At 68.8% G+C, this 21,259-nt stretch carries 19 protein-coding genes; 12 read left to right on the forward strand and 7 right to left on the reverse strand.

What is annotated here, in order from left to right:
- Window positions 1-1,482, reverse strand: coding sequence for a carboxyl transferase domain-containing protein (locus BST11_RS19585; RefSeq protein ID WP_083139579.1), 1,482 nt, complete (start codon window positions 1,480-1,482; stop codon window positions 1-3).
- 37 nt (window positions 1,483-1,519) lie between these two features.
- On the opposite strand from BST11_RS19585, the gene BST11_RS19590 reads away from it, so the two are divergent.
- The 8 genes from BST11_RS19590 to BST11_RS19625 all read left to right on the forward strand — a co-directional run bounded on the left by BST11_RS19590 (window position 1,520) and on the right by BST11_RS19625 (window position 9,447).
- Window positions 1,520-2,251 (forward strand): enoyl-CoA hydratase, encoded by a 732-nt coding sequence (locus BST11_RS19590; RefSeq protein WP_083139553.1) that lies wholly within the window; start codon window positions 1,520-1,522, stop codon window positions 2,249-2,251.
- 5 nt (window positions 2,252-2,256) lie between these two features.
- Window positions 2,257-3,375: an MBL fold metallo-hydrolase gene (locus tag BST11_RS19595; protein WP_083139554.1), complete on the forward strand. Its 1,119-nt coding sequence runs from the start codon at window positions 2,257-2,259 to the stop codon at window positions 3,373-3,375.
- A gap of 39 nt (window positions 3,376-3,414) precedes the next feature.
- Window positions 3,415-4,995 (forward strand): serine hydrolase, encoded by a 1,581-nt coding sequence (locus tag BST11_RS19600; protein WP_083139556.1) that lies wholly within the window; start codon window positions 3,415-3,417, stop codon window positions 4,993-4,995.
- On the forward strand, window positions 4,992-7,382 hold the full coding sequence (locus BST11_RS19605) for a cation-translocating P-type ATPase (protein ID WP_083139558.1): 2,391 nt from the start codon (window positions 4,992-4,994) through the stop codon (window positions 7,380-7,382). The genes BST11_RS19600 and BST11_RS19605 overlap by 4 nt, the downstream gene beginning before the upstream one ends.
- A 33-nt stretch (window positions 7,383-7,415) precedes the next feature.
- Window positions 7,416-7,622 (forward strand): antitoxin, encoded by a 207-nt coding sequence (locus BST11_RS19610; protein WP_083139559.1) that lies wholly within the window; start codon window positions 7,416-7,418, stop codon window positions 7,620-7,622.
- A 4-nt stretch (window positions 7,623-7,626) separates the two neighbouring features.
- Window positions 7,627-8,100 (forward strand): type II toxin-antitoxin system Rv0910 family toxin, encoded by a 474-nt coding sequence (locus tag BST11_RS19615; RefSeq protein WP_083139561.1) that lies wholly within the window; start codon window positions 7,627-7,629, stop codon window positions 8,098-8,100.
- 94 nt (window positions 8,101-8,194) lie between these two features.
- Window positions 8,195-8,965 (forward strand): VOC family protein, encoded by a 771-nt coding sequence (locus BST11_RS19620; RefSeq protein WP_083139562.1) that lies wholly within the window; start codon window positions 8,195-8,197, stop codon window positions 8,963-8,965.
- 47 nt (window positions 8,966-9,012) lie between these two features.
- On the forward strand, window positions 9,013-9,447 hold the full coding sequence (locus BST11_RS19625) for a hypothetical protein (protein WP_083139564.1): 435 nt from the start codon (window positions 9,013-9,015) through the stop codon (window positions 9,445-9,447).
- 4 nt (window positions 9,448-9,451) lie between these two features.
- Here BST11_RS19625 and BST11_RS19630 read toward each other — a convergent pair whose 3' ends face one another.
- The 4 genes from BST11_RS19630 to BST11_RS19645 all read right to left on the reverse strand — a co-directional run bounded on the left by BST11_RS19630 (window position 9,452) and on the right by BST11_RS19645 (window position 13,718).
- The gene (locus BST11_RS19630; RefSeq protein ID WP_083139565.1) at window positions 9,452-9,934 is read right to left on the reverse strand and encodes a VOC family protein; all 483 of its coding nucleotides are present in this window, start codon (window positions 9,932-9,934) and stop codon (window positions 9,452-9,454) included.
- A 2-nt stretch (window positions 9,935-9,936) separates the two neighbouring features.
- On the reverse strand, window positions 9,937-11,451 hold the full coding sequence (locus BST11_RS19635) for a carotenoid oxygenase family protein (protein WP_083139567.1): 1,515 nt from the start codon (window positions 11,449-11,451) through the stop codon (window positions 9,937-9,939).
- Window positions 11,441-12,691, reverse strand: a complete 1,251-nt coding sequence (locus tag BST11_RS19640) for an acetyl-CoA acetyltransferase (protein WP_083139568.1) — start codon at window positions 12,689-12,691, stop codon at window positions 11,441-11,443. The genes BST11_RS19635 and BST11_RS19640 overlap by 11 nt, the downstream gene beginning before the upstream one ends.
- 322 nt (window positions 12,692-13,013) lie before the next feature.
- On the reverse strand, window positions 13,014-13,718 hold the full coding sequence (locus BST11_RS19645; protein ID WP_244897713.1) for a dienelactone hydrolase family protein: 705 nt from the start codon (window positions 13,716-13,718) through the stop codon (window positions 13,014-13,016).
- A 134-nt stretch (window positions 13,719-13,852) separates the two neighbouring features.
- Between BST11_RS19645 and BST11_RS19650 the strand changes: the two genes are divergently transcribed.
- Window positions 13,853-14,479: a TetR/AcrR family transcriptional regulator gene (locus BST11_RS19650; RefSeq protein WP_142276449.1), complete on the forward strand. Its 627-nt coding sequence runs from the start codon at window positions 13,853-13,855 to the stop codon at window positions 14,477-14,479.
- On the opposite strand, the gene BST11_RS19655 is transcribed toward BST11_RS19650, so the two are convergent.
- Together BST11_RS19655 and BST11_RS19660 are read right to left on the reverse strand one after the other, a co-directional pair.
- A complete protein-coding gene (locus BST11_RS19655; RefSeq protein ID WP_083139572.1) occupies window positions 14,445-16,601 on the reverse strand; it encodes an Rv1355c family protein in 2,157 nt (718 codons plus the stop codon). The genes BST11_RS19650 and BST11_RS19655 overlap by 35 nt on opposite strands.
- Entirely contained in the window at window positions 16,601-17,914 is a 1,314-nt protein-coding gene (locus BST11_RS19660; protein WP_372509606.1) for a cytochrome P450, read from the reverse strand. Before BST11_RS19660 ends, BST11_RS19655 begins: the two co-directional genes overlap by 1 nt.
- A gap of 226 nt (window positions 17,915-18,140) precedes the next feature.
- Between BST11_RS19660 and BST11_RS19665 the strand changes: the two genes are divergently transcribed.
- The 3 genes from BST11_RS19665 to BST11_RS19675 all read left to right on the forward strand — a co-directional run bounded on the left by BST11_RS19665 (window position 18,141) and on the right by BST11_RS19675 (window position 21,053).
- Window positions 18,141-18,983 carry a class I SAM-dependent methyltransferase gene (locus BST11_RS19665; protein WP_244897714.1) on the forward strand — a complete coding sequence of 281 codons (843 nt, stop codon included), beginning with the start codon at window positions 18,141-18,143 and terminating at the stop codon, window positions 18,981-18,983.
- A 184-nt stretch (window positions 18,984-19,167) separates the two neighbouring features.
- The gene (locus BST11_RS19670) at window positions 19,168-20,670 is read left to right on the forward strand and encodes a glycoside hydrolase family 183 protein (RefSeq protein ID WP_083139582.1); all 1,503 of its coding nucleotides are present in this window, start codon (window positions 19,168-19,170) and stop codon (window positions 20,668-20,670) included.
- Between the two features lie 95 nt (window positions 20,671-20,765).
- Window positions 20,766-21,053 (forward strand): hypothetical protein, encoded by a 288-nt coding sequence (locus BST11_RS19675; RefSeq protein WP_082958167.1) that lies wholly within the window; start codon window positions 20,766-20,768, stop codon window positions 21,051-21,053.
- Window positions 21,054-21,259 lie beyond the last annotated feature (206 nt).

The raw sequence follows: 21,259 nt of genomic DNA on the forward strand, positions 1-21,259 counted from the left end.
TCAGGTGTCGCCGGGCAATCCGACGTGGCGGTAGCGCCGCAAGCGCGCGGTGAGACGGCCGGCGGCAGGCACCTCGCGCAGCGCGTGCAACTCGGCGGCGATGGCGCCCGCCAGGCGACGGGAGAACTCGACCGGCTCGTCGGCGGCGTCGGGATGCTCGGGCACGACGGCGTCGACGATCCCCGATGCCAGCAGGTCGGCCGACCGAATGCCTTGGGTACCGGCGAGTTCGGCGGCGTGGGCGGTGTCGCGGAAGACGATGGCGCTGGCGCCCTCCGGCGGGAGCGGCGCCAGCCAGCCGTGCAGCGCGGCCAGCACCCGGTCGGCGGGAACCATCGCGAGCGCCGGCCCGCCGCTGCCCTGGCCCAGCAGAACCGACACCGTCGGGGTCTCCAGCGTGACGAGTTCGGCCAGGCACTGCGCGATCTGGCCGGCCAGCCCGCCCTGTTCGGCCTCGGCCGACAGCGCAGGTCCGGCGGCGTCGATGAGCAGCACCAGGGGCAGGCGCAGCTCGGCGGCCAGCGCCATGCCGCGCCGGGCCTCGCGCAGCGCCGCGGGCCCCACGAGCCCTCCCGCGACTCGCTGCTGGCCGAGAACCACGGCGGGTTGACCGGTCAAGCGGGCCAGCGCCAGCAGTGTGGTCGCCGAGTCACCGCCGCCCGCGCCGGACAACAGCACGCAGTCGGTGGCGCCGTGCCGCAGCAGATGGCCCACGCCAGGGCGGTCCGGGCGCCGTGATGCCACGACCGAGTCCCATGCCGGCACGTCGGGTGCCGGTTCGGGTGGCGGCGAGTGCGGCAGCGGGTCGGGTGGGTCGGCGATAACCCGCAGCGCGCGATCCAGCGTCTTGCGCAGCGCGTCGAGCGCGACGACTGCGTCGATGACCGCGTGTCGCTGCAGGTTCTCCGCGGTTTGGATGCCCTCCGGGAAGCGTTCGCCGTAGAGCAGCTCGTATACGCGGGGCCCGAGAAAACCGATCAGCGCGCCCGGCTGGGCGAGGGTGATGTGGCCCAGCGAACCCCACGAGGCGAACACCCCGCCGGTGGTCGGGTGACGCAGGTAGACCAGGTAGGGCAGGTGGGCCCGTTTGTGCAGCCTGACGGCCGCGGCGATCTTCACCATCTGCAGGAAGGCGACCGTGCCCTCCTGCATGCGGGTGCCGCCCGAGCAGGGGGAGGCCAGTAGCGGCAGCCGCTCGGCGGTCGCGCGTTCCACGGCGGCGGTGATCCGTTCGGCCGCGGCGACCCCGATCGAGCCGCCCAGGAAGTCGAACTCGCACACCACCACCGCCACCCGGCGCCCGAAGATGAACCCCTCACCGGTCAGCACCGATTCGTCCCGGCCGGTGGCAGCCCGGGCGTCGGCCAGTTCGCGGGCGTAGGACTCGCTCACCGGCACCGCGGGCGGGGCGCCGTCCCAGCTGACGAAGGAGCCCTCGTCCAGCACCGCGTCCCGCAGCTGATCCGTCGTGATACGGCTCACCATTAGAGGTTATTAAAGGCTATATAGGCTGGCCCTCATGATCGGTATCACCCGGGCCGAAGCCGTTATGACGATTGAGCTGCAGCGCCCCGAACGACGCAACGCCCTCAATTCCGAGCTTGTTGACGAGCTACGCGAGGCCGTGCAGAAAGCCTCCGCAGAGAACGTCCGAGCCATCGTGCTGACCGGCCAGGGCACCGTGTTCTGCGCCGGTGCGGACCTGTCCGGAGACGCTTTCGCCGCCGACTATCCGGACCGGCTCATCGAACTGCACAAGGTGATGGATGCCGCGCCGGTCCCGGTGGTCGGCTTTATCAACGGCCCCGCCATCGGCGCCGGCCTGCAACTGGCCATGCAGTGCGATCTGCGGGTCGTCGCACCGGAAGCGTTCTTCCAGTTTCCGACATCGAAGTACGGTCTGGCCCTTGATAACTGGAGTATTCGCCGGCTCTCATCACTGGTCGGCCACGGACGCGCCCGAGCCATGCTGCTGGCCGCGGAGAAGCTGACGGCGGAGACGGCGCTGCAAACCGGAATGGCTAACCGGATCGGCACGCTGGCCGACGCCCAGGCCTGGGCCGCCGAGATCGCCGCCCTGGCCCCGCTGGCGATACAGCACGCCAAGCGGGTGCTCAACGACGACGGCTCCATCGAGGAGGCCTGGCCCGAGCACAAGGAGCTCTTCGACAAAGCCTGGGCCAGCCAGGACGTCATCGAGGCGCAGATCGCGCGCGTGGAAAAGCGGCCCCCGAAGTTCCAGGGGGCCTGAGGGTCATGCCGCGGGGGGCGCTGCGACTGGCCACCGGCACGGCATCGCTGGCCGCCGGGGGGTGGTTGGTGCGCGCGCTGCACGGCACGCCGGCCGCCCTCGGTGCGACCTCCGCTTCGATCCGGGCCGTGACGGAAGCGTCGCCCCACTACTCCTACGGCGCGTTCGCCAACCTGGACCCGGCCTCGATCTACAAGATGACTCGCGAGCAACTGCAGATCATCCTGTTCGAGTTGGTGGGCGGGCGTGGCGGCAGCCGGCCGAAAGCGCCGATCCCGCTGGCGGCGCCGGAGATCTTCGACGGCGAGCCCGCCGGGCTCGCCGTGAGCTGGTTCGGTCACTCGACGGCGCTGCTGGAGATCGACGGCTATCGGGTGCTCACCGATCCGGTATGGAGCGACCGATGCTCGCCGTCGGACGTCGTCGGACCGCGGCGCCTGCACCCGCCGCCGGTGCAATTGGAGGGGCTGCCCGCCGTCGACGCGGTGGTCATCAGCCACGACCACTACGACCACCTCGATATCGACACCGTCATGGCGCTCGCTCACACCCAGCGGGCCCCGTTCTACGTGCCGCTCGGCGTCGGCGCCCACCTGCGCGCGTGGGGAATTCCCGAGAGTCGCATCGTCGAGCTCGACTGGCATCAGGCGGCCAAGCTGGACGAGCTGACCGTGACTTGCATGCCGGCACGGCACTTTTCGGGTCGCTTCTTCGACCGCAACAACACGCTGTGGGCGTCCTGGGTCTTCCGCGGTCCCAGCCACCGCGCGTATTTCGGCGGCGACACCGGCTACACCAAGAGCTTCAGCCACATCGGGGCCGATCACGGCCCCTTCGACCTGACCCTGCTGCCCATCGGGGCCTACAACACGGCGTGGCCGGACATCCACATGAACCCGGAGGAGGCGGTGCGCGCCCATCTTGACGTCACCGACTCGGGATCGGGGCTGCTGGTACCCATCCACTGGGGGACCTTCCGGCTGGCCCCCCACCCGTGGGCCGAGCCCGTCGAGCGCCTGCTGGCCGCGGCGGCCCCGTCCCGGGTGGAGGTGGCGGTGCCGGCGCCCGGACAACGTATCGATCCCGCCGCCCCCCGGAGGTTCAACCCGTGGTGGCGGCTCTGATTCCCGTGGTCCGGTGGGCCGCCAAGCTACAGTTCCGCCATGACGAAACGCGCGGTGGCGGCGATGATGGCGGCCTTGCTGGCGTTGACGGGATGTAGGGCTGCGCAACCCGTATCCGAACCGGCGCCCGGTGCACCGCCCAACGAGGTCTCGGGCCTGACCATTCCGCCCGAACGCGTCGACGACGCCGTGGGAAAGCTCGACGGCCTCATCGGCGACCTGATGAAACGTACCGGCATTCCCGGGATGGCAGTGGCCGTCGTCCATGGCGGAAAGGCGGTGTACGCCAAAGGTTTCGGCGTCAAGGATGCGACCAAGGGTGACACACCGGACAACAAGGTCGGCGCCGACACCGTCTTCCAGTTGGCGTCGGTGTCCAAATCCGTCGGCGCGACGGTGGTCGCGCACGAGGTCGCCGACCAGCACGTCGGCTGGGACGCGCCCGTGGTATCCAAGCTGCCGTGGTTCGCGCTGGGTGACCCATACGTGACCGGCCACCTGACCGTCGCGGACCTGTATTCGCATCGTTCGGGGCTGCCCGACCACGCCGGTGACAAGCTGGAGGACCTGGGCTACGACCGCCGGCAGGTGCTCGAACGACTGAAGTACCTGCCGCTCAACGCGTTTCGCGACAGCTACGCCTACACGAACTTCGGGGTGACCGCCGCTGCCGAGGCGGTGGCGGCCGCGGCGGGCAAGCCCTGGGACCAACTGTCCGACGAGGCGCTTTACCGGCCGCTGGGGATGGCCGCCACGAGCTCGCGCTTCGCCGACTTCATCGCCAGTGCCGACCACGCCGTCAACCACGTCAAGGTCGGCGACAAATGGGAGCCGCGCTTCCAGCGCAATCCCGACCCCCAGTCACCGGCGGGCGGGGTGAGTTCGTCGGTCAACGACATGACGCGCTGGCTGAACATGCTGTTGGGCAACGGAACCTACAACGGTCAACGGGTCGCGTCGCCGGAAGCGCTGCTGCCCGCCACCACCGCCCAGGTGGTTTCGGTCCCCGCCACGACGCCCAAGGCGCGATCCGGCTTCTACGGCCACGGCTTCAACGTGTCGGTGACCTCATCGGGGCGCACCCAGTACAGCCATTCGGGCGCCTTTTCCCTGGGGGCCGCGACGAACTTCGTGGTGATGCCCTCCGAAAACGTCGGCATCATCGCGCTTACCAACGCCGCGCCCATCGGCGTGCCGGAGACGCTGGCCGCGGAATTCATGGATCTGGTGCAGTACGGCGAGATTCGCGAAAACTGGGCCGACCTGTACCAGCAGGCGATCGGCTGGATGAACAACCCGCTGGGATCGCTGGTCGGCAAGGCACCCCCCGCGAACCCCGCGCCGGCCCGGCCGCTGGGCGACTACGCCGGCGTCTACGCCAGCGACTACTGGGGCCCGGCCGTCGTGACGGAACGCGACGGCGCGCTGCAGCTGTCGCTGGGGCCGAAGAACCAGACGTTCGGGTTGACGCACTGGGACGGCGACACCTTCACCTTCACGCTCACGGACGAAAACGCTCCGCCCGGAACCATTTCCAAGGCCGTATTCTCCGGTTCGCCGGCGCATGCGCTCAACCTCGAGTACTTCGACTCGGACAAGCTGGGGACCTTCACCCGATGACCGCGGGCCTGAGCGATGCCGAGGTGGCCCAGCGGGTCGCCGCGGGCCAGAGCAACGCCGTTCCGCCACGGGCCACCCGCAGCATCACGGCGATCGTTCGCGCCAACGTCTTCACCCGGATCAACGCGATCCTGGGCGTCTTGTTACTGATCGTGCTGGCGACCGGCTCGGCGATCAACGGCCTGTTCGGCCTGCTGATCATCGCCAACAGCGTCATCGGCATGGTTCAGGAGATCAGGGCCAAGCAGACGCTGGACAGGCTGGCGATCATCGGGCAGGCGAAGCCGTTGGTGCGCAGGCGATCCGGGACCCGGACGCTGGCACCGGGCGAGGTCGTGCTCGACGACATCATCGAGCTCGGGCCCGGCGACCAGGTCGTCGTCGACGGCGAGGTCGTCGAGGAGGACAACCTCGAGGTCGACGAGTCGCTGCTGACCGGCGAGGCCGACCCGATCACCAAGGCCCCCGGCGACGCGGTGATGTCGGGCAGCTTCGTGGTCACCGGCACCGGCGCGTACCGCGCCACCAAGGTAGGCCCCGAGGCCTACGCCGCCAAGCTCGCCGAGGAGGCGAGCAAGTTCACGCTGGTGAAATCGGAACTGCGCAACGGGATCAACCGGATTTTGCAGTTCGTCAGCTACCTGTTGGTGCCGGCGGGCCTGCTGACGATCTACTCGCAGTTCTTCACCACGCACGCGGGGTGGCGGGAGTCGGTGCTGCGCACGGTCGGCGCGCTGGTGCCCATGGTGCCCGAAGGCCTGGTCCTGCTGACCTCGGTGGCGTTCGCGGTCGGGGTCGTCCGGCTCGGCCAACGGCAATGCCTGGTGCAGGAACTGCCCGCCATCGAGGGATTGGCGCGGGTGGACGTGGTGTGCGCCGACAAGACCGGCACCCTGACCGAAAGCGGGATGCGGGTGTCCGGCATCGAAGAAATGACCGCGCAGCGCGAGGCCGTCGCCGACGCGCTGGCGGCACTGGCCGCGGCCGACGCACGGCCCAATGCGAGCATGCGGGCGATCGCCGAGACCTTCGACCGGCCGCCCGGCTGGATCCCCACCGCCACCGCACCTTTCAAATCCGCCACCAAGTGGAGCGGCGTGTCGTTTCGCGATCACGGCGACTGGGTGATCGGCGCGCCCGACGTGCTGCTGGACCCGGCGTCGGAGGCCGCCGAGCGGGCGGAGCGCATCGGGGGCCAGGGCTTGCGGGTGCTGCTGTTGGGCCGCGCCGAGACCGCGGTCGACCACCCCGACGCACCGGGGCGGGTGACCCCGGTTGCGCTGGTATTGCTGGAGCAGAAGGTGCGGCCCGACGCCCGCGCGACGCTGGACTACTTTGCGGCCCAGGATGTTTCGGTGAAGGTGATCTCCGGCGACAACGCGGTGTCGGTCGGCGCCGTCGCCGGAAAGCTGGGCCTGCACGGCGACGCCATGGACGCACGACGACTACCGGCGGACCCGGCGGAACTCGCCGACGCGCTGGAACGCGCCACGACCTTCGGCCGGGTGCGGCCGGACCAGAAGCGGGCCATCGTGCGGGCCCTGCAATCGCGCGGTCACAGCGTGGCGATGACCGGCGACGGCGTGAACGACGTGCTGGCGCTCAAGGACGCCGACATCGGCGTCGCGATGGGCGCCGGCAGCCCGGCATCACGCGCGGTGGCGCAGATCGTATTGCTGGACAACAGGTTTGCCACGCTGCCATACGTCGTCGGCGAAGGAAGGAGGGTGATCGGCAACATCGAACGCGTCGCCACCCTGTTCCTGACCAAGACCGTGTACTCGGTGCTGCTGGCGCTGTTCGTGGGCATGGAGTGCCTGTTCTCGAAGCCGATGGGGGTTGACCCCCTGCTGTATCCGTTCCAGCCGATCCACGTCACCATCGCGGCGTGGTTCACCATCGGGATCCCGTCGTTCATTCTGTCGCTGGCCCCCAACAACGAGCGCGCCTATCCGGGATTCGTGCGCCGGGTGTTGACGTCGGCGCTGCCGTCCGGGCTGGTGGTCGGCGCCGCGACGTTTGTCTCCTACCTGATCGCCTACCACGGCCGCCACGCCACGTTCACCGAACAGGACCAGGCGTCGACCGCGGCGCTGATCACGTTGTTGGTCACCGCGGTATGGGTGCTCGCGGTGGCGGCGCGCCCCTACCAGTGGTGGCGGGTGGCCCTGGTCGCCGCCTCCGGCCTGGCGTACGTGGTGATCTTCAGCATCCCGTTGGCGCAGCAGAAGTTCCTGCTCGACCCGTCGAATCTGGTGGTCACCGCGGGCGCGCTGGGCATCGGCGTGGTGGGCGCCGCCGCGATCGAGGCGACGTGGTGGATCCGGGCCAGGATGCTGGGCGTTCGGCCGCGACTGTGGCGCGAGGCCGCGCCGGGCGCCAAGTAGGATTTCGGGGAATCCTCGGGGAAGGACAGCAACATGGGATTCCTGGACAAAGCGAAGGGCCTGTTGGCGCAAAACGCCGACAAGGTCGGAACGGCGATCGACAAGGCCGGCGAATTCGTCGACGGCAAGACGCAGGGCAAGTACTCCGACACCATCCACAAGGTGCAGGAAAAGGCCAAGGAGGCCACGCAAACCGCGGCGCCGGGCGCGGCTGACGACCCGGACGCGCAGCAGAACTAATCGCATGGCAAAGCTCTCCGGATCGATCGACGTACCGCTGCCCCCGGAGGTGGCGTGGAAGCACGCCTCCGACCTGTCCCGGTACAAGGAATGGTTGACCATCCACCGGGTCTGGCGCAGCACGCTGCCCGACGACATCGACAAGGGCACGGTCGTCGAGTCGATCGTCGAAGTCAAGGGCATGTACAACCGGATCAAGTGGACGGTCGTGCGCTACAAGCCCCCGGAAGGCATGACGCTCAACGGTGACGGCGTCGGCGGCGTCAAGGTCAAGCTGATCGCCAAGGTGCAACCCAAGGCAGACGCCTCCGTGGTCAGTTTCGACGTGCACCTCGGTGGCCCGGCCCTGTTCGGGCCGATTGGCATGATCGTCGCCGCCGCGCTGCGCGGCGACATCAACGAATCGCTACAGAACTTCGTCAGGGTGTTCACCGCCCCCGATCCGGGCATGAACGGAGACGGCGGCCTCCGCCGCTGATCCCAGGGCCGATGAGTTTTCTCCGCGGCACCAGTCGATACGTGTGAACCCCGAACCGGGGCCACGACACTACGACACATGAGGAGGGGCCACCATGCCCATCCGTGACAGCGCACCGCTGGGCGCTCCCTGCTGGATCGATCTGACCACCTCTGATCTCGACCGCGCCCGCGACTTCTACGCGGCGGTATTCGGGTGGACATTCGGATCCTCTGGACCCGAGTACGGCGGATACGTCAACGCCGCCAAGGACGGACACCCCGTCGCCGGCATGATGGCCAGCCGCCCCGAGCAGGAGTCGCCCGATCGTTGGGCCACGTACTTCCACACCGCCGACATCGACGCGGCCCTGTCCGCGGTGACCGCGGCCGGCGGCTCGGTGTACCTGACGATGGAAGTTCCTGCCAAGGGGCACATGGCCTTTGGGACCGACCCGTCGGGCGCGTCCTTCGGTTTGTGGCAACCCTTGGAGCACCGGGGGTTCGAGGTAATCGGCGAGCCCGGCGCCCCGGTGTGGCACCAGTTGACCACCCGCGACCACCGCCGCGCGGTCGACTTCTACCGCGAGGTGTTCGGGTGGCGAACCGAGCCGGTATCCGACACCGACGAATTCCGTTACACCACGGCGTGGTTCGACGAGCAACCATTGCTCGGCGTGATGGACGGCGCCGGCCTGCTGCCCGATGGTGTGCCGTCGAGTTGGACCACCTTCTTCGGGGCCGAAGATGTCGACGAGACGCTACGGGTGATCGCCGCCAACGGTGGCGCCGTGGTGCGCCCGGCCGAGGACACCCCCTACGGTCGGTTGGCCGCGGCGACCGACCCGACCGGTGCCGCCTTCAACCTGTCCTCCCTGCAGGACTAGCGCGAAGGACGCACGGGCGAGGGTCGAAGTCGGCTACTCTCGCAACCATGATGCGGCGGCTGCACCCTGGGTGGCTGGTGGCGTTTTTCGCCCTGCTCATCTCGGCCAGCGCCTGGCTGCCGTGGCTGACGACGGCCGTCAACGGCGGGGGTTGGGCCAACGCCATCGGGGGCACGCACGGCAACCTGGAGCTACCGAAGGGATTCGGTGCGGGGCAGCTCATCGTGTTGCTGTCCTCGATGTTGCTGGTGACCGGGGCGATGGTGGGCCGAGGCCTGTCGGTGCGGCTCGCTTCGGTTGCCGCGCTGGTGGTTTCGCTGCTGATCGGGGGGCTCACGTGGTGGTACTATAAACTCAACGTCAACCCGCCGGTGGCCGCCGACTACGGTCTCTACCTGGGTGCCGTGGCCGCGGGCTGCGCGGTGGGGTGTTCGGTCGCGGCGGTGGTTGCGGCGTTGGCCGACGGCCGAACGGGGCGGTGAGGCATCAGGCCGAGGGGAACTCGTGCTTGCCCGACGTGCCGCTGACCTCGGGTTCGTTGACGCCGAACACGAAGGGCGCGAATACGATCTCGCGGCCGTCCGGGTCGCGATAGGTGACCGCGCCCGTCGCTTCCCAATACGGGTGCTGCGGCACCGGTTCCAACCCCGCCGCCCGTAGGTGTGCGGTCGCCGCCCGCTGCGCCCGCGCGTCCGGGAAGTACAGGCACAGCTGCTCGTGCGGGTCGACGGCGACGGGATCGACCGACTCCACGATCTCCAGCGTCAGGTTCCAGCTGGGCAGGCCGAAGATGGCGCCGTTGCTGCCGTAGCTGGCCTCGAACGTCTCGAACAGCGGCAGCCCCACCAGCTCCCGGTAGAACCGCACGGTCTCTTCGAAGTTGGAGGTCCGCCGGGCGAAACGCATGGCACCGATCGACGCCAGTTGCATGGGCCAGTGCGTGGTCCGACGGGCTGAGCCGTGCCCCATCGTCACAGCCCGATCGCGCTCGCCGCCGACTCCGTGGCGTGCCAGCGCCGCAGCTGGCCGCCGGGCGCCCACGTCGCGTGCGTGCCACTGGAAATGCGTTCCGGCAGTCGGAGTTTGCATACCGGCCCGTCCTCGATCCGGGCGGCGTCGAAGACCACGCAGTAGGAGGCGTCGGCGTTCATGTCGGTGGTCAGGGTGATCAGGTACCCGTCGTCTTCACGGGTCGCGCCGTCCCGCGGCGCCATCGCGGTCTCGCTTCCATAGACGCCGTCGCCGAACGAGATGGCCGCCTGCCCCCCGGTGAGCACGTCGTGTTTGACCAACCCGTCGAACAGGAACCACCCAGGCTTCCCGGTGGCGGCGTAGGTGTAGCGGTAGCCCCTCGTGGCGTAGTCGGGGTTGATGGTCCCGAACTCGGTGATCGATTCCGAGAGTCGCTCCTCCTTCACCGCCCCGGTGACCACGTTGAAGCGCCACCGGTGCAGCCGGGCCTGCAGGCGATCCAGTGCCAGGAACCGAAAGAGCTTGTCCCACTTCGTCCCCCCGGCGTCGAGGGGTTGGGGATCGCCCTCGAAGAAGCCGTCGAGCACGATCTCGTCACCGTCCTCGTAGGCGTTGACGAAGTGCAGCACGAAGGTCGGGTCCGCCTCGAACCAGCGAATGTCGTCGGTGCCGCCCCGGCGTGGCAGCACCGCGAAGCGGGACGGGATGTCGGGGTAGAAGCGTGGGAGGTGCACGTCGTGCTCGAGCAGCCGCGGATCCCAGAACAGCGGGAAATCGTTGAGAATCACGTAGTTTTCGGTGAACGCCATGTCATGCGGCAGGCGCGGGCCGGGCAGCGGGATGTCGACGTAGTGGGCCAGGTCATCGTTCTCGTCGACCACGCCGTAGCGCATGAACGGTGCTTGCTTGCTGTAGTTGAAGAACAGGAGCTCGCCGGTTTTGTTGTCGACCTTCGGATGGGCCGACACGCCCCAATCCACGGGGAAGCGACCGTTGAACGTGGCCTTGCCGATCGTGGCGGCCGAGTACGGGTCGACCCGGTACAGGTCGCCGCACTGGTAGAAGCTGGTCAGCGCGATGCCCCGGTGGACGATGACGTCGGTGCTCGACGCGTCTTTCATCCGGGTGCGCGCACCCCAGCCCTGCTCCCGTTTGGCCAGTTGCACGGGCTCGGCCAAACCGGGCCACAGCGGCCCGCCGGCCTCATTCTCCGCCAGGAACCCGTCCGTGCGGACAAAGCGGTTGCGGTAGAAGGCTTTTCCATCGCGGAAGCCGACCACGTGCAGCATGCCGTCGCCGTCGAACGGGTGATAGGTCTGAAACGCGGGATGCAGCGGGTTCTCGGTGTTGCGCAGGTAGACGCCGGCGAGGTCGCGGGGGATTTCGCCTGCCACCGCGGTCAGGTCGTCGGCGTCCCACTCCGTCGTCTGCGGCCGCCAGGGGCCCGTGCGGTAGGGGTGGTCGTCGTCCTCGGGCAGGGTCGACAGGAACTTGCCGACGATCTCAACGTCCATTGGTCACCTGGTCCCCGGTCGCGCTCACGACGAAGCTGACGGTGGTGGCGGTGCTGCCACCGAAGTTCAGGGTGCCGAAGGTCGTCGCGCCCTCGACCTGGTAGTCGCCGGCCGCGTCGCTGACCTGCTTGGCCGCGTCGAGCAGCATGCGCACACCCGAAGCCCCGACGGGGTGGCCGCCGCCGATCAGCCCGCCGCTGGGATTGATGGGCAGCCGGCCGCCGATCTCGATCTCGCCGTTTTCGATAGCCTTCCACGACTCACCCGGGCCGGTCAGCCCGATGTGGTCGATGGCCAGGTATTCGCTGGGCGTGAAGCAGTCGTGCACCTCGTATCCGTCGAGATCGTCGAGGGTCGCCCGCGCGCGGCCCAGCGCGTCGAGCACCGCCGCGCGCACGTGCGGCAGCACATAACTTTCCCGGGAGTCGTCGCGTACGCGGTCCAGCTTCTGCCGGAGGCCCAGCCCAACGGTGCGGTGCCCCCAGCCGTCGATGCGCCCGATGGGGCGCGCGTCGGGATGGTCGCGCAGGTAGGCGTCGTTGACCAGGACCAGGCCCGCCCCTCCGTCGGTCATCTGGCTGCAGTCGAACCGGCGCAACCGGCCCTCCGTGATCGGGTTGGTCGCGTCGTCGTCGGTGATGGGATCGGGGACCGACCACCCGCGCGTCTGGGCGTGGGGGTTTCGCCGCGCGTTGGCGAAATTGAGCTGGGCGATGGCGCGCAGATGCGTGTCGTCCAAGCCGTAACGCCGGTCGTACTCGTCGGCGATCTCGGCGAACATCGACGGCCACAGGTAGCGCGCGGCGGCCCCCTCGTGGCCGGTCCACGCGGCGGCGCCGAGATGCCGGGCGGCGGTGTCGCCGGGGACGGTCTTCTCCAGCTCGACACCGACCACCAGCGCGGTGTCGTAGGCGCCCGATCGCAAGTCGGCCATCGCCGACAACGCCGCCACGCTGCCCGACGCGCACGCGGCCTCGTGCCGGGAAGCCGGGGTGTCCCAGAGCCCATCGCAGACGGTGGCCGGCATGGCGCCGAGGTGGCCTTGGCTCGCGAACATCTCGCCGAACGCATTGGCGACATGCACGACGCCGATCTCGGCGGGGCCCATCTTCGCCGCGGCGAGCGTGCCCTCGACGACCTCGGCGGTCAACGAAGCGAAGTCACCGCCCTCTTTGGTGAGGTTGCGGGCGAAATCGCTCTGGTAGCCGCCGAGGATCCACACGCCTGTCGAGCCGCCCATACGGGCACGGTACTACTCCGGGGTGAGCTGCCGATTCGCCCGTATCCGCGAGGCGCCAGGATCGCGCCGCGGGCCCTCGAAGCGAGGGGCGGCCCCGTCGGCTCTCGGGCTGAACCGACGGGACCTCGGCGAGCGCGAAGGCCGGCCGACGCGCTCGCCTCTGTTGCATCATTGCCCCCGGCGGCGGCCGACAAACATGTTGCCCGATCTTCGGGCAAAACTCGCGGGGTAGCCCGGGCCGCACGCCGTGCCCACCGAGGGAGGCGGGGTCCACGCCCTCGGCGGATTTTCGGTCGCCCAATGAGGTTGCCGGTCAACGCTTTTAAGCGAGGTGCTTCTGGAAGAACGTGAGGATCCGATCCCACGCGTCTTCGGCCTCGGATTCCGAGTAGGCCATGCGCGCGATGTTGGCGATGGTGCGGATCACCGCGGGCTTGTCGTGTTCGTTCATGAAGCTGTGGCCGACGTTCGGGTACTCCTTGACGTCGCGTGGCACGTCGCCGTCCGCGAGCACGGCTTCGAGTCTGGCGGCGGTGCCGCGCGCCACGATGCGGTCGTTGGCCCCGAAGCTGGCCACGACCGGGCACGATCGCTGCAGGACGTCGATGTTGCTGGGCATCAGCCCATAGTTCGGTGCGGCCGCGTCGAACAGCCCGAGGGGGGCCAGCTGCAGGCAGAATCCGGCGCCCATGCAGAAACCGATCAGCCCGACTTTGCCGGTGCACCGGTCATTGGTGGCGAGGTGGTTGCGGGAGGCGATCAGGTCGTCGTAGGCGGCGCCGCTGCCGGAAAAGTGCGAGCGGATGGTGCTGATCAGGCACTTGACCTTGGGTCTGCGCCAGTAGAGGTCCGGGGCCAATGCCAGGTAGCCCTCGCGGGCGACGCGGTCGGTGATGCGTCTCAGGTCCGCGGTGACGCCGAGCACGTCTTGCACGACGATGACGCCCGGCCACGGGCCGTCGCCGTCGGGGATGGCGAGGTAGCCGGGGATGTAACCGTCAGGAGCCAGGTAGGTGATATCCGGCACGGCGACTGACCATCGTTTGAGTAAGGGAGGGGCGGGCGCCCACCGCGACAATGCGATCGTATTGTGAAGCCATACGGGCATAGTGTAGCGGCGTACGGATGTAGTGCGCGGCGGTGCGGTTATATTCTCGACGGGTGGAGCGACCGCGGTTGTTTGCGTACGAGCCGCCACCGCCAGCGGAGCCGTCCAGCGAAGAGCGGATACGCGATGCGGCTCTGGAGCGTTTCGCCACCCACGGGGTTGCCGCCACCTCATTGGCCAAGGTGGCCGAGGCCGCCGGCGTGTCGATCGGGTTGGTCCAGCACTACTACGGAACCAAGGCCGCGCTGGTCGCTGCCGTCGATCAGCACGTGCTGCGCATCCTCAGCGACGGGTTGGAATCGGCGGACCTGCCCAAGCAGCCGGCCGGTGCGCTCGCCGAGGCGGGGCGCCAACTCACGGGTCTCATCGCCGAAAATCCGCTCGTCATGGACTACCTTGCGCACGCACTGTGCGAACGCGCCGAGGTCGGATCGGTGATCTTCGACGGCCTCATCGGGATCAGCGTGGCGCAGCGCGACCATTTCGCGGAGCACGGACTGACCCGGCCCGACCTCGATCCCGAATGGGCGGTGCTCAACCCCTTGATCCTGCGCGTCGGCGCGCTGATCCTGCGTCCGCACATCGAGCGGTACCTGGGCGAGCCGCTTTTCGACGACGCTCAATTGCAACGCTGGGACCGCGCGGTCACCGGTCTGATCCAGGAGGGCCAGTTCCGCTGAGTCGGTTTCGCGGAGACTCGACCCGGCTCGCGCTACGTCGGCTCGCGACCGACGCCGGCGGCGCCGCGGTGAACCGCAATATCAGCACGATGGATTCATCGGGACGCGTCGCGGCCAACCGCACGAAATCGCTTTGCTGCTGGCGCAATTCGCCGGCGAAGGCGGGCGACATCGCTCGGAGATCGGACGTCGTTTGCGCGTGCAGAAACACCGGCGACAGCGGCTGGACGCTCAGGCCTTCCCGCTGGGCCTTAATCCATACCGCCTCGACGGCCGATCCGCCCCTGGCGTAGTCGCGAAGGCCGCGCCCGGTAACGGTGACGACCGCCAGCGCGGAGCTGGTGAGCACGCGGTCTCGCATGTCGTCGCCCAGCGCGTCGCCCGCGTCCCATTCGGCAAGCCGGGCCATGACCTCCGGGCGGCGCAGCACCCCGAGCAGGGCCAGATCTCCGGCGTCGAGTTCGAGGGTGTGCACGTCGATACCGGTGTCGGGGTCGGGATCCCCGGGCCAGCGCAGTTCCGAGATCATCTCGCGGTGTAGCTGCGGCGTCAGGTACCGAATCCGGTCGGCCGCAGCGAGAATGGCGGCGGCCGACGTCAGCTGGTCTTTGTCGGTGATCAGGTGCATCCGCGCCCCCTCGCGATCGGCGGCGGCGGTCAGCGACTCGATCGTCTCGCCGCGCAGCGGCCGGGACGTGCCGTGATGGCGGTTGGTCGCGCGCGCGAGCATCGGCTCGTAGAGCTCGGCGAGTGCGGAATCCTCGCCGCCGTCGAAGCGCATCGTGGCGCGCAGCGGTGACCCGTTCGCGTCCTCGGAGAGGCTCACCGGGCCGAGCATCCGATGGGCCGCGGCGGCGATCCTGACGTTGAACAGCGCCGCACCCAGCGCGACGGCGCTGCCCCGGAAACCGGAATCCATCGTGGAAGTATGTTGGGGCGCAATGCTAATCGTGATCTGGGTGGGTTCCGCGACAATGTGCCAGGGTTGGGAATTCCCGCCGGAAGGTGCGCGCATCGCGGCGGTGACGATGGGGTCGGTAGCGGTTGGGGGCGGCGGGTATTCCGCGGCTGCGGAGCCAGGCTTGGCCATGTCGGGCTCGTCGAGTTGGTCGAGGGCGCCGCCGACGTCGATGCGGCAACGACCGGATTTCAGTTCTTCGCCCAGGCCGACCCGGCGCACCGCTTCGGCCAGTGCCGAGGCGCCCAGCACGACATCGGACGCCAACTGGGGCCATGTCGACAGCGACCGATCGATCTCGATGAGAGACGCCGCCGCGCGGGGGGACAATTGTTCGGCTTCGAGGTGGCGGAGCATGTGGGGGATTTTGTCGCGGCTGCTCATGCCCGGCAGGAGCGCGATGTCCAGGTCGCCGAGCAGTCCGTGCAGGATTGGGCGCGCGGGTTCTTGGTCGAAGCGTTCGACGTCGACGATGCCGCGGTCGCTGGTGGCCATCAGCACGGGGATGCGCCGGGCGCGCGCCCCGATGCGCAGCAGTGCCTTCATGTCGAGCGAGTCGCACTCTTCGACAACGATGTCCAGTCCATCGAGGAACGCGTCGACGGTGTCGGCGGTGAGCCCGGCGTCGAACACGTCGACCGGGAGGTAGGGGTCGAGCTCGGCGATCCGCCGCGCCGCGACGTGGGCTTTGTTGACCCCGAGGTCGAAGACGGTGGCGGGCACGCGATTGAGGTTCGACAGCTCGAGGTGGTCGAAGTCGGCCAGCCACAGGCGGCCGGCGAGTCCCTGGGCGGCCAGGGTGTGCGCGATGACGTGGCCGACGCTGAGACCGGCAACCCCGATGCTGAGTTCGCCCAGCCGGGTCTGTTCCCGCGTGGTGATGTTGTTTCTGTTGCGGTCAAGGCGCAGCGCGCGAAAACCGCGGGGGCCCAACACTCCAACGACCGCGCGGCGCCACGGGTAGTAGGCCCACTTCGGACGCTCCTCCAGGAGGTCGGGGCCGGGCGGGGGGCGAAGGCCGCGCAGGCCCGAAAGTTGTGCGTCGCGCTGGTCGAGGAATTGCACCCGGGGGTCCGCACGCAGCCGCTCCAACTCGGCACGATCGGCGGCCCGGTCGAGGTCCAGGATCCGTGCCCGATAGCCGGCAACAAGTTGGTCGTCCATTACTGGCGACGCCTCCGGGCGAGGGCGCGGATCGGCCCGCCCGCAATCATGGTGAAGTGCAGCGCGAGCGGGAATTCGTCGTCGAGAGAGCGGATTTCGGCTCCGCGAATGATTGTCGCCAGGGCAAGGGTGACCTCGAGCATGGCGAAATGGTCGCCGATACACGAGCGCGGGCCGCCGCCGAACGGGAGGTACTGCCAGCGGTCGAGGGCTTTGAAGCTTTCCGGGCTGAAGCGTTCGGGATCGAACTTCAGCGGGTCGTCCCACAGCCGCGGATCGAGTTGCACGGCCATCCTTCCGACGACCAGCATGGTGCCCTTCGGCACCAGGTGGCCGCCGACTTCGACGTCTTGGCAGGCCATTCGCGTCCCCGTCGGCGCCGGGGGGCACAGGCGAAGCGCCTCCCGTATCACCTGGACGGTGTAGCCCAGTTGTGGGATGTCGTCGGGCGTCAGTGGCCGATCGGGCAGGGCCGCGACTTCGGCGGCGACGCGGTCCTGGTATTCGGGATGGCGCCCCAGCGACCACAATGCGTAGGTCAACGTCGTGGCGGTGGTGTCGTGGCCGGCGAACAGGAAGATGATCAGTTCGTCGCAAATCTCCTCGTCGGTCAACCCTTTTCCGGTTTCGGGATCCTTCGCGGCGATGAGCGCGTGGACCAGCGGTGCGACCCTTTTCGGATCCGCGCGGCACTCGCGCAGGATGTCCTGGGTCAGGCGGTGCAGCCGGGCGCTCGCCGCGCGGGCGCGGTGCCGCGCGGGCGTCGGCAGCCAGCGCGGGGCGCGCAACGGGCGTGTGGCGCGCCGGATCGCGTAGGTCAGCGCGATCCGCAGCGGTTCGGCGACGTCGTCGGCGCGTTGCTCCAAATCGAGCCCGAGCACCGAGCGGCCGAGCGCACGCAGCGTAAGGGTGCGGCATTCGGCGTCCAGGTCGATCTCGGCGTCGTCGGACCATCCCTCGCGCACCGCCTGTGCCGCCTGCGCCATGTGGCCGCCGAACTCGCTGACGCGCTGCTTGGTGAACACCGGCTGCAGGGTGCGTCGCCGTGACTTCCAGGGCTCGTAGGGGAGGACGGCCAGGTTGGCGCCGATGATGCGGCGCATCTGATCGAACACGGGCGTCGTCTTGTCCACCGATGCGTCTTTGGTGCTCAAGATGTCGCGGATGGCGCGCGGCGACGTGGCCAACACCATCGGCGGCATCAGCCAGCGCGGCCCCAGGGTGAAGTAGGTGACCGGGCCACCGGCGTCACGCAGTCGCTCCATTCCCGAGCTGAATTCCCTCACCGCCCGCACCCGCTGGCGAAAGGGCATGGGGTTCAGCGGCGGCGGGGGCAGTGAACTGAGCCCACCCCCGACTGGCGCCTGAACCACGTCTGCCTCCTCCGGATTTGCGCGGCGCGTCGCCACCGAGCAAGGGCGCGCGGGTGGAAGCTTACCGACCGTCGTGCGCGGCAAAAGTTCTCGCGCTGACATGATCATGGACGAAACGCTGACGCTTCAAGAGAGGTGCGGGGTGAGAATTCGGCCGATGTGGCGAGTGCCCGGAATCGTTGTGCGGGAGCGGTTGCACCGGGCGGGGCGCCAGCGAACCCCGGAACCCATGGTGATGGACGATCCGGAGTCGGTTGCGCACTTCCACACCGGCGGCGCGGCCAACCCGGGCATGCAGGCCGTGTACGACCTGTGCGCACGCGGCCTCGACGCGCTGCTGCCGGCCGACGGGCGCCTGCTGGACCTCGGCGTGGGTTCGGGCCGCGCGCTGAGCGCCATCCTGCGCCGGCGTCCCGACGTTCGCGCAACCGCCGTCGATCTGGCGCCCAACATGCTGCGCACCGCGCGGGAGTTGTTCGACGCCGAAGGACTGGGCGAGCGGGTCGAACTGGTGCAGGCCGACCTCACCGCGCTGCCCGAGCAACTGGCCGACGGAGCGTGGGACGCGATCTCGTGCATGTGGACGCTGCATCAACTCCCGGATTTCGACGTCCTGCGCCGCGCGTTGGGCCAGATCGCCGCCGTGCGGCGGCGCAGTGGTGCGGCGGTCTGGCTCTCGGATTTCCAGCGCCTGCGGGACCCGGCGGCGTGCCCCACCATGTTGGTCTGCGTTGACCCCGATTCGCCGCCGATCCTGCGCCAGGATGCGATCGCGAGCGAAGCGGCGGCATTCACCATCGCGGAGCTTCGTCGCGAACTCGCGGCGAGCGGGCTGCAGGGGATGCGGTCGGGACATTCCAGGCCGCTCCCGTATCTGCAGGCGTATTGGATGTTCGGCACGCGGGGCAAGCCAACCCCGTGGACCGGGCCGCGTCCGGCGACGCTGCGGGGCCGAGCCGTGCGCGAGGCCGCTTTGCTGCGCTGGGGGTTCACGGCCAAGCCGTTCTGACTTCCGACCGCCCCGTGATCAGGGCGAATGCCCCAAATCGGCGGGAAACCGATTGCGTTGCGACACGGTCACGGATGCATACCTATCCGCAGATCAGTGGTCACACAGGCCACGTGAATCACTATCGTCACATTGGCCAACTGCGGACGTCAACGCGACGGCCCGTCCCTGGAAAGGTGTGACCTTGACGGCGATTTTTCGAGTCCTGTCGCTACCGGTGGTGTCGGTGACCGCCGTCGGTTTTCTCGTTGCGATGGGCCCCGCGCCATCGGCGAACGCCACGCCTTGCAGCGCCCCCGAAGCAAACGTGGATCCTCCGGCGGCGCCCCCGGCGATGCCCGCCCCGCAGCCGGTGGTCCAGCCACCGACCGGGCGCAGGCCCTCGCATACCAATGACCACGCACCGTTGCCGAAGCTGGGCCCGCTGATCTCGTCATTCCTCAAGCCGGGGGCCGCCGGCCCGCGGTACGCGGCGCCGGTACAACCTCAGGCGGGGGTCGTTCCGCCCGGGCCCACTCCGCCGGCGCCGGGCGTTCCCCAGCAACCGCCGAACGCGGCCCAGTTGCAGCCGAACGCCGCGGTTCCCCCGCAGCCGGCGCCCCAGCCGGCCCCCCAGCCGGCGCCGCCACCGCCCGCCACGATCGCGGGCGCGCCGACGTCACTCGTCGACTGGGTGACCGGGCCGGACGGCCCGAACAAGACCCTCCAGCGTTTCGGCATCTCCGGGACCGACCTCGGGATCGCTTGGGACAACGGCGATCCCGCCAACCGCCAGGTCCTGATGGCCTTCGGTGACACCTTCGGCTACTGCAAGGTCAAGGGCCAGCAATGGCGCTACAACGTGCTGTTCCGCAGCTCGGACCGGGATCTGTCGCACGGGATCCACATCGCCGAAGGCGTGCCCAACGACCGGTACTCCGGCTCACCAGTCTGGACGACCGGCCTTTCCAAGCAGGTCGTCAACACCATCCACAAAGCGCCGCACGAGACGGGCATCATCCCGACGGCGGGCATCTCGCTGGGACGGACCCAGTACATGAGCTACATGTCCATCAGGCAGTGGGGCCGCGACGGCGAGTGGCAGACGAACTACTCGGCGATCGCGAGATCCGTTGACAACGGCCAGAACTGGGGAATCTTCCCGAGCACCATTCGCACGGCCTCCCCGGATGCGATCCCGGGGGTCCGGTTCACCCCGGGCAACGAGAACTTCCAAATGGGCGCGTTCATGAAGGGCAACGACGGTTACCTGTATCAGTTCGGGACCCCGTCGGGCCGCGGCGGTGCGGCATTCCTGTCCCGGGTTCCGCCGAACTACCTACCCGATCTGAGCAAGTACCAGTACTGGAACGGCGACAACGGCGGGCACTGGGTCGCGGCCAATCCCGGTGCGGCGACCCCGCTTTGGCCCGGCCCGGTGGGCGAGATGTCGGCCCAGTACAACAGCTACCTCAAGCAGTACCTGGTGCTGTACACCAACGGCGGCAGCAACGACGTGGTGGCGCGTACCGCGCCGACCCCGACCGGCCCGTGGAGCGGGGAGCAACCGCTCGTCTCGTCGTTCCAGATGCCCGGCGGCATCTACGCGCCGATGATCCATCCGTGGTCGTCGGGCAGGGACCTGTACTTCAACCTGTCGCTGTGGTCGGCATACGACGTGATGCTGATGCACACGGTGCTGCCGTAGACCTCGTCAGTCCTGTCGCGCGGGTACCACGGGCGTGACAAGTGAAGTAGTGGACTACGCGTGCCCCCGCGCGTGTTCGCGGAAACGATGAATCCATGAACCTGAACCTTGCGCCACCCGCACAGGCGACCTGCGTCGGCGAATGGGACAACATCGGAGGTGGCTTGAGGGCGTTCGATGGCCCGGAGTGGAGGATCGAGCACACCACCGGCCACGGGCGGCGCGCCGACATCGTGATATCGGTGATCGGCCTGCAATACGCGGACGGACACGCGTTGCGCGAGATCATCATTGACTGCCCCGACACCCCGATCATCCGGCCGGCCGACGCGCGGAGGCTGGCGATGGCGCTCATGGCGGCGGCCGACTCGGCCGAGGCGTGACTGGGCGGTGAATGCGTTGGTCAAGGATCAGCCGAAGTAACTGTCAACCATCAGCCGACGTAATACACCTCAAATGGTGCCCCCGGCATGGTGCCCCCGGCAGTGTGTGATTCCACGACATAGTTGACGGCTGTCTCGCGACATAGTTGACACCTCTGCAAGTCAGGGAGGTCAGCCATGTCGAAGGCGCAGCTGGTCATCACCGC

It is taken from the genome of Mycobacterium alsense, assembly GCF_002086635.1.
Lineage (GTDB): Bacteria > Actinomycetota > Actinomycetes > Mycobacteriales > Mycobacteriaceae > Mycobacterium > Mycobacterium alsense.